Origin of the sequence: Leisingera sp. (assembly GCF_034669605.1) — a bacterium.
Classification (GTDB): domain Bacteria; phylum Pseudomonadota; class Alphaproteobacteria; order Rhodobacterales; family Rhodobacteraceae; genus Leisingera.
Genome location: NZ_JAXMOX010000206.1, coordinates 1 through 7,802, shown reverse-complemented (window position 1 = coordinate 7,802; position 7,802 = coordinate 1). Strand labels below are relative to the sequence as shown.

9 protein-coding genes are annotated in these 7,802 nt (G+C 64.4%); 3 read left to right on the top strand and 6 right to left on the bottom strand.

Going from position 1 to position 7,802, the window contains the following annotated elements:
- Both VOI29_RS20260 and VOI29_RS20255 read left to right on the top strand, forming a co-directional pair.
- Positions 1-531, top strand: a 531-nt coding sequence (locus VOI29_RS20260; protein WP_323782973.1) for an rRNA adenine dimethyltransferase family protein, incomplete at its 5' end; no start/stop codon positions are given.
- Between the two features lie 35 nt (positions 532-566).
- Complete coding sequence (locus VOI29_RS20255; protein WP_323782970.1) at positions 567-1,334, top strand: pyridoxine 5'-phosphate synthase; 768 nt, start codon at positions 567-569, stop codon at positions 1,332-1,334.
- Between the two features lie 107 nt (positions 1,335-1,441).
- On the opposite strand, the gene VOI29_RS20250 is transcribed toward VOI29_RS20255, so the two are convergent.
- From VOI29_RS20250 to prfA, 3 genes are all read right to left on the bottom strand, one after another.
- Positions 1,442-2,125, bottom strand: a complete 684-nt coding sequence (locus VOI29_RS20250; protein ID WP_323782967.1) for a DUF4167 domain-containing protein — start codon at positions 2,123-2,125, stop codon at positions 1,442-1,444.
- Positions 2,126-2,337: 212 nt separating this feature from the next.
- Entirely contained in the window at positions 2,338-3,189 is an 852-nt protein-coding gene (gene prmC, locus VOI29_RS20245) for a peptide chain release factor N(5)-glutamine methyltransferase (protein WP_323782964.1), read from the bottom strand.
- Positions 3,190-3,191: 2 nt separating this feature from the next.
- A complete protein-coding gene (gene prfA / locus VOI29_RS20240; RefSeq protein WP_323782962.1) occupies positions 3,192-4,247 on the bottom strand; it encodes a peptide chain release factor 1 in 1,056 nt (351 codons plus the stop codon).
- 60 nt (positions 4,248-4,307) lie between these two features.
- Between prfA and VOI29_RS20235 the strand changes: the two genes are divergently transcribed.
- Positions 4,308-4,607 (top strand): hypothetical protein, encoded by a 300-nt coding sequence (locus VOI29_RS20235; protein ID WP_323782960.1) that lies wholly within the window; start codon positions 4,308-4,310, stop codon positions 4,605-4,607.
- A gap of 250 nt (positions 4,608-4,857) precedes the next feature.
- On the opposite strand, the gene VOI29_RS20230 is transcribed toward VOI29_RS20235, so the two are convergent.
- The 3 genes from VOI29_RS20230 to VOI29_RS20215 all read right to left on the bottom strand — a co-directional run bounded on the left by VOI29_RS20230 (position 4,858) and on the right by VOI29_RS20215 (position 7,749).
- On the bottom strand, positions 4,858-5,301 hold the full coding sequence (locus VOI29_RS20230) for a DUF1499 domain-containing protein (RefSeq protein WP_323782957.1): 444 nt from the start codon (positions 5,299-5,301) through the stop codon (positions 4,858-4,860).
- A gap of 72 nt (positions 5,302-5,373) precedes the next feature.
- The gene (gene speB / locus VOI29_RS20225) at positions 5,374-6,321 is read right to left on the bottom strand and encodes an agmatinase (RefSeq protein WP_323782954.1); all 948 of its coding nucleotides are present in this window, start codon (positions 6,319-6,321) and stop codon (positions 5,374-5,376) included.
- A 261-nt stretch (positions 6,322-6,582) separates the two neighbouring features.
- Positions 6,583-7,749: a M20 aminoacylase family protein gene (locus VOI29_RS20215; RefSeq protein WP_323782951.1), complete on the bottom strand. Its 1,167-nt coding sequence runs from the start codon at positions 7,747-7,749 to the stop codon at positions 6,583-6,585.
- Positions 7,750-7,802: the final 53 nt, after the last annotated feature.

Here is a 7,802-nt window from a genome sequence, read left to right as displayed (position 1 = left end):
CTGGAAATCGATCCGCTCGAACACCTGACGCCGCCGATCCGCATCGCCGCCAACCTGCCCTATAACGTCGGCACCGAATTGCTGGTCCGCTGGCTCACCCCCAGGGAATGGCCGCCGTTCTGGCAAAGCCTTACCCTGATGTTCCAGCGCGAAGTGGCGGAACGCATCGTGGCGCAGCCCGGCTCCAAGGCCTATGGCCGGCTGGCGCTTCTGGCGCAATGGCGGGCAGACGCGCGGATCGTGCTGTCGCTGCCGCCCGGCGCCTTCACGCCGCCGCCCAAGGTCTCCAGCGCCGTGGTGCATCTGGATGCCCTGCCTGAGCCGCGTTTCCCGGCAGATGCCGCGATCCTGTCGCGGGTCGTGGCCGCCGCCTTCAATCAGCGCCGCAAGATGCTGCGCGCTTCGCTCAAAGGCGTCTCTCCGGCGATCGAGGACCATCTCAACGCTGCCGGCATCCCGCCCACCGAACGCGCCGAACAGGTGAGCCTGGAAGCCTTCTGTGCGCTTGCCCGCGAGCTTGCCAGGGCCTGAGCGGTTCCCCATCATTACCGGAGTCGAACATTCCGATGACCCAAACCGTTACGCCGCGTCCGACCCTTCTGTCCGTCAACGTCAACGCCGTTGCCTATCTGCGCAACCGGCGCGAGGTGCCTTGGCCCGATCTGATCGGCATCGCCCGCGCCATACTGAAGGCCGGAGCCCACGGCATCACCGTGCACCCCCGCCCGGACGAGCGGCACATCCGCTTTACCGACCTGCCGGCCCTGTCCCGCCTGATCACCGAAGAATTCCCGCAGACCGAGTTCAACATCGAAGGCTATCCGACCCGCCATTTCATCGATCTGGTTCTGGAAAACAAACCGCATCAGGTGACGCTGGTGCCCGACACGCCAGAGCAATCCACCTCAGACCATGGTTGGGATTTTGACGCCGACGGAGAGAGGCTTCTGCCCATCGCACAAGAGTTCAAGGCCGCCGGCATCCGCGTCTCCTATTTCGCGGACGCCGATCCGGCAGCCCCGGCGCTGGCGCAGCAGGCCGGGGCCGACCGGATTGAATTCTACACCGGCCCCTATGCCAATGAAACCGCGCCAGTGGCAGTCTCCCGCGAGCTGGAAAAGCTGAAAGCCACGGCAGATGCGGCCCGCCGCTTTGGCGCTTTGCAGCTGAACGCGGGCCACGACCTGACCGTGGACAACCTGGCCGCCCTGCGCCGGGCCATCCCCGATCTGGCGGAGGTTTCAATCGGCCACGCCCTGACCGCAGATGCGCTGATGCTGGGCTTTCCCGAAGCAGTCCGCCGCTATCTGCGGGTGCTGGGACATAACGCCTGACACACGCCTGACCCGCGCTTTCGCTGCCGGAAGCCTAAGCAGAAACGGAAAAGACCCCCGGGCAGTCAGCGCCGAGGGTCTTTTTTGGTTTTCAGGACGGGCGCTGATTACTCAGCCGCCTCCGCCGGGCCGTCCTCAGCCTTTGGCTTGGGCTTGGCGCGCGTGCGGGCGGGTTTCTTTGGCGCAGGCGCCTCGCCGCCTTCGCTTGCCGGGGCCGCGTCGTCTGCCTTGGCCGCGGGCTTGCGCGTGCGCGGCTTGCGGGCGGGGGCCTTTTTTGCGGGTGCTTCCGCCGGGGCGTCTGCAGGTGCTGCGGACTGGCTTTCCGGCGTTTCCACAAGACCGCTCTCCTGGCCATTGCCGTTGTCGCCGCGCGGGTCGATCACCTCGGGCTGCGGCGCCGCTGCCGGATCGGCTGCGGGCGGTGCCGCCGCGGCAGCCGCAGTTTCCCGCTCCTGACGCTCCAGCCGCTCGGCCCGTTCGCGGTCGCGCTCGGCCTGGCGTTCGCGGTTCTGCCGCTCCTGCTCCTCGCGGCGCGCGTCGATCTCGCGCTGTGCTTCGTTGAGCAGCCGCAGGTAATGTTCTGCGTGCTGCTGAAAATTCTCTGCCGCAACCCGGTCATTGCTCAGCTGGGCGTCCCGCGCCAGCTGGTTGTATTTGTCAATGATCTGCTGCGGGGTTCCGCGCACCTTGCCTTCGGGACCGGAGCTGTCGAACACCCGGTTGACAACATTGACGCCATTGGGGCGGTTCCGGTTTGACTTGGAACGTGAACGTGATTTTGACGATCTCATATGCCTAGCGTAAGCCTTGAGTTAATGCGCCGTAGACCCTGTTCTACGCGTCTTAGCGCCGGATCATTAGCTTTTTTGGGCTTGATGCCGCGGGAAGGCTTGGAAAGCGTTCTCCTGAAGCGGCTCCTCTTGAGTAACCATGTTACGAAGCTACAGACAAGAGGCACAATAGAGTTTTCTTTGAAATTCATCGGAAATCACGGGTTTTAGCGTTAAAAACTGCGATTTGATGCGGAATGCGCCCGCACCACCCGGTCCCGCCCGTCCAAATCCGGCAGCACGGCGATACCGCTCAGCCCTGCCATTTCCAGCAGCGCACCGACCGCCTGCCCCTGCGTCGGGCCGATTTCCAACAGCACCCGCCCGCCCGGCGACAGATGCGCTGCAGCCTGCGCCGCTATCTTCCGGTAGGCCCCCAGCCCGTCGCCGCCATCGGTCAGCGCGATGCCCGGTTCATGCCCGCGCACCTCCGCAGACAGCCCGTCCATCTCATCCAGCGCTATATAGGGCGGGTTGGATACGATCAGGTCGAACATCCCCTCAACCGCCTCGAACCAGTCCGACTGCTGAATATCGGCGCGTGCCTCAACCCGGTGCAGCACCGCATTGGCGCTGGCCTGAAGGCAGGCGGCCTCGCTGATATCGACCCCCAGACCGGTGGCCTCCTGCCGCTCCGCCAGCAGCGTCACCAGGATACAGCCGGAACCGGTGCCAAGGTCCAGAACCCGGCTGTAGGGCTCCGCCAGCGCCGCCTCGATCAGGATCTCGGTCTCGGGGCGCGGGTCCAGCACATCACGCGACACTTTGAAACGGCGGCCATAGAACTCCCGCTCGCCGACCAGATGCGACACCGGCACCCGGACAGCGCGCAGGGCAATCAGCTGTTCATAGCGTTCAGCCACTTCCGGCGCCAGCTCCTCAGGCGCGATAAGCGTCACCCGGCTGGCTTCGATCCGCGCTGCATGGGCCAGCAGCACCCGCGCGTCGCGCGCCGGGTCCTGCACGCCGGCCGCGCGCAGCCGGGCCGTTGCTGCTGCCATTGCCTGCGCTGCGGTCTCTGTCATCATCACTGCCCCATCTCGGCCAGAAGCCGCGCCTGATTGTCCGCTGTCAGCGCGTCGATGATCTCATCCAGATCACCGCCCATCACCTGGTCCAGTTTGTACAGCGTCAGGTTGATGCGGTGATCGGTCATCCGCCCTTGCGGAAAATTATAGGTGCGGATGCGTTCCGACCGGTCGCCCGACCCCACCTGGCTTGCCCGGTCCGCAGACCGCGCGCTGTCGATCCGCTGCCGTTCCAGGTCATACAGCCGGGTTTTCAGAACCTGCATGGCAATCTCGCGGTTGCGGTGCTGGGATTTCTCTGACGACGTGACGATCAGACCGGTCGGCAGATGCGTGATACGGACAGCCGAGTCGGTGGTGTTCACATGCTGCCCCCCCGCCCCCGAGGCCCGCATGGTGTCGATCCTGATGTCGTTTGCATCGATATGAATGTCCACATCCTCAGCCTCCGGCAGCACCGCCACGGTGGCAGCCGAGGTGTGAATGCGGCCGCCGCTTTCGGTCGTTGGAACCCGCTGGACCCGGTGCACGCCGGATTCATACTTCAGCCGGGCAAAGACATTCTCGCCCTTGATATGCGCCACCACTTCCTTGATGCCGCCCAGCTCGGTCGCCTGCTCCTCGATGATCTCGACTTTCCAGCCCTGCCCTTCGGCATAACGCTGGTACATCCGCAGCAGATCGCCGGCAAACAGCGCCGCCTCATCGCCGCCAGTGCCGGGCCGGATCTCCAGCATCGCCGGGCGGCTGTCCGCCGCATCCTTCGGCAACAGCGCCAGCTGCAGGGCCTGCCCAGCCTCAGGAATTGCCGCCTTCAGGCCCGGGATCTCTTCCTCCGCCAGATCCTTCATGTCCGGATCGCCCAGCATCAGCTCGGCCTCCTCAAGATCACGCAGAAGCTTGCGGTAGGCGCTGATCTGCTCCGCCACCGGACGCAGGTCGGAATACTCCTTGGCCAGCGCTGCAATATCCCCGCCGCCGGCGCCATCCGCCATAGCGGCTTCTAGATATTGAAACCGCTGCAGGATCTGTTCCAGCCGCTCTTCGGGGACCATGGGCGCGCCTATTCTTGTTCATGTTTTGGCCAATTCTCCCCCATGTGATATGCTAGAGCCATGCCACATGCCAGAGTCCTTATTGCCACAATCCTTCTCAACCTGCCTGCCGCGGGTCTGGCGGATGTGACCGGACCGGGCGGCAAAACCATAGACTGCTACTGCACCGACAAATCCGGCTCCCGCGTGGAACTGGGGGAGTTGCGCTGCCTGCAGGTGGACGGCCGCATGTTCATGGCGCAATGCCAAATGTCCTTGAACGTGCCGATGTGGCGCGAAGTGCAAAACAGTTGCCTGTCGGCATCTCTGGGGCCGGCAACCGGTTCTTCAGCGGCCCCATCAGAGCTGGCTCCGCTCTGAGCCGCCCGGCCATCTGCCTGGCTGCCCCTGCAACAAGGACGCGGATGTCCAGTAAAGACGCCTTTACAGAACTGTGCAGCCAGTGCCTTCTCTTACCTCCACCCGGGTCTCACCCCTTAAAACGCTTCTCAGTGAAAACATGGCTCTTCCGGCACCGGCGGAAGAGCCTGCGCCGCGCGCCAGCGCGGCGCCCGGCCCAACTGTGGGAGGCTTTACAAAAGCCTGCGAACAGGCGGGAGCCCCCGTCCCCCTATTCCCCGGTGGACGCGGCCTGCGGCTCCCCGGTTTCCATCTCCGCCAGCCAGCCGTTGATCCGCTCCTTGTTGGCGCCCAGATCCGACCTGCCAAACCGCAACCGGGCATAGACCTTCAGCAGATCGCCGTCCTGCGCTGCCGTGGTGTAATCAGGAAACCCCAGCACCTGGGTGCGGGTGATATAGGTGACCATCCCGTCATCCGGCCCGCCCGCCAGCACGCTGGTGCGCGGGGCATGACTGGCAATGCGGTGGAACCGCTCCAGCCCGTCCGGACCGCTGCGCACCACCCGGAACACACCGCCGCGGAACTCCTTGTCCTCGGTGAACTCCGGCTGGGTGTTCCAATCCAGCGGGTCGCTTGGCGCCAGCCGGATGAACCCCAGGCCGGCAATGCCCGCCGCCAATATCAGCCAGGAAAACAGCATCAGCCGCCTCATTGCGGTTTCAAGATCAACCCTTGCCTCCTCCCTCTGCGGCCCTCCCCCGGCCTGACATTCAGGCCGCACCGCTTATTTTGTCGTCACCCCCGGCAGCACGCACAGCAGCTCATACAGCAGGCTGGCCCCCACCAAAGCGGTGTTGCCCGGGGGATCATACGGCGGCGAGACCTCCACCAGGTCGCAGCCCACGATGTTCACCCCCTTCAGAGACCGGATCAGCTCCAACGCCTGCGGCGTGGTCAGCCCGCCGATTTCCGGCGTGCCGGTGCCCGGCGCATAGGCCGGATCAAGACTATCGATATCATAAGACACATAGACCGGCCTATTGCCGATGTCGCGGCGAATTTCCGCCCCCATCTGATGCAGCTGCCGCCCCCACAATTCCTGCGCCGGGAAATGCTGAAAGCCCCAGCTTTGCGCCTCGGTAAAATCGCTGGCCGCATAACCCGTGCCGCGGATACCGATCTGATAGGTCTTGTCCGGAACAATCAGCCCTTCCTCAAAGGCACGGCGGAACACGGTGCCATGGGTCTCGCGCTCGCCGAACATCTCGTCATTCACATCCGCATGGGCGTCCACATGCACCAGCGCCACGGGGCCGTATTTCTTGGCAATCGCGCGCAGGATCGGCAGGGTGATCGAATGATCGCCGCCCATCGCCGCCGGGATCACCCCGCCGGACAGGATCGCCTCATAGCTTTCCTGAATGATGCGCAGCGAGTCCGGCAGCGAAAACGTGTTGATCGCCAGATCGCCGATATCGCCGATATTCAGACTGTCAAACGGCGCAGCCCCCGTGGCCATGTTGTATGGCCGCAGCATCGCGCTTTCGGCACGGATCTGCTTGGGACCGAACCGGGTGCCCGACCGCCAGGAGGTGCCAATGTCCATCGGCACGCCCAGCACGGCAACATCCAAACCGCTCAGCGAGGTTGCCTGCGGCAGCCGCATGAAAGTGTTGGGCCCGGAGAACCGCGCCAGGTCATTGCCGCTGATCGGTTGATTGAAGTCAGTCATTGTCTCTCATGTTCCAGCCCAGAGGGCAGATGATTTCCGCCGCCGCATGTGCCCCGGCAATAGCAGTTGCGCCACCGGTGTCAAAGAGCAGAGAGACCTGCGCCGCAACACCGTGGCCGACCGTTGTGCCGGCACCACCCCGCGGCGGGCCGGCTGCTCCCGCGGGCAACCGCCAGCGCCTTGATCCAGCGCCCCTTTCCGCGGACCCAGGGGCCGGCCGGAAGCCGCCAGTGCGCGGGGCCGGCAACGGCGCCGCTACCACTAGCTGCCCAGCGGCTGCGCCCGCTCCACCAGACGGGCAAAAAACGATGCCCCCACAGGTGCAATCCCGTCGTTGAAATCATATTTGGGATGATGCAGCCCCGCGGTGCCGCCCTGCCCCAGAAACAGATAGGACCCGGGCCGCGCCTGCAGCATATAAGCGAAATCCTCCGCCCCCATCTCGCGGCCGCCGTCCGGCACCACATGGCCCTCGCCCGCGATTTCCTTGGCAACGTCCACGGCAAATGCGGTCTTCTCCGCATCATTGATGGTGGCCGGATAGCCGATCTCATAGTCCAGTTCCGCCTCGACGCCGTAACTGGCGGCCTGCCCTGCCACGATTTCCTTCATCCGCCGCCTCACCATCTTCTGCACCTCCGGGTTAAAGGTGCGCACGGTACCATTGATATAGGCGGTGTCCGGGATCACGTTATCGGTGCTGCCAGTGTGGATCTGGGTGACCGAGACCACCAGATCCTCCAGCGTATGATGGTTGCGCGACACAATGGTCTGGATCGCCTGCGCCATGCCGCAGGCCGCCATTACCGGATCGCGGGTCTCTTGCGGCATGGCGCCATGGCCGCCGACACCCTGAATATGGATGTGGAATGTATCCACCGCCGCCATCAGCGCGCCCGGCGTGGTCAGGAAATGCCCCTCCGGCAAGCCCGGCGCATTGTGCAACGCATAGACCTCACCGATATCAAAGCGCTCCATCATACCTTCTTCGACCATGATACGCGCACCGCCGATCGCCTCCTCGGCGGGCTGGAATATCAGCGCCGCCCGGCCCTTGAAATTGCGCGTCTCCGCCAGGTATTTCGCGGCCCCAAGCAGCATCGCGGTATGGCCGTCATGGCCGCAGGCATGCATGGTGCCCTTGTGCCCGGAGGCGTAATCCACCCCGGTTTCCTCCGGGATCGGCAGCGCATCCATATCAGCGCGCAAGCCGATGGTGGGACCCTCCCCGCGCCCGTTGATGAACGCCACCATGCCGGTTCGGGCAATGCCTTCATGCAGTTCGTCCACCCCGAATTCGCGCAGCCGCTCCGCCACAAAGGCGGCTGTCTTGGGCAGATCCAGCGCCAGCTCGGGGATCTGATGCAGATGCCGCCGCCAGGCCTTCATCTCTTCGGCGTAGCCGGCAATACGGTTCACAACGGGCATTGGGGTGGACTCCTGCACCAGACTCGGGATTGATGCATCTGACACTGGAACAA

Excerpts from the sequence above, each read along its gene's own strand:
- VOI29_RS20215 (WP_323782951.1), bottom strand. The coding sequence starts at position 7,749 with ATGCCCGTTGTGAACCGTATTGCCGGCTACGCCGAAGAGATGAAGGCC.
- VOI29_RS20230 (WP_323782957.1), bottom strand. The coding sequence starts at position 5,301 with ATGAGGCGGCTGATGCTGTTTTCCTGGCTGATATTGGCGGCGGGCATT.
- VOI29_RS20250 (WP_323782967.1), bottom strand. The coding sequence starts at position 2,125 with ATGAGATCGTCAAAATCACGTTCACGTTCCAAGTCAAACCGGAACCGC.
- VOI29_RS20235 (WP_323782960.1), top strand. The coding sequence starts at position 4,308 with ATGCCACATGCCAGAGTCCTTATTGCCACAATCCTTCTCAACCTGCCT.
- prfA (WP_323782962.1), bottom strand. The coding sequence starts at position 4,247 with ATGGTCCCCGAAGAGCGGCTGGAACAGATCCTGCAGCGGTTTCAATAT.
- VOI29_RS20255 (WP_323782970.1), top strand. The coding sequence starts at position 567 with ATGACCCAAACCGTTACGCCGCGTCCGACCCTTCTGTCCGTCAACGTC.
- speB (WP_323782954.1), bottom strand. The coding sequence starts at position 6,321 with ATGACTGACTTCAATCAACCGATCAGCGGCAATGACCTGGCGCGGTTC.
- prmC (WP_323782964.1), bottom strand. The coding sequence starts at position 3,189 with ATGACAGAGACCGCAGCGCAGGCAATGGCAGCAGCAACGGCCCGGCTG.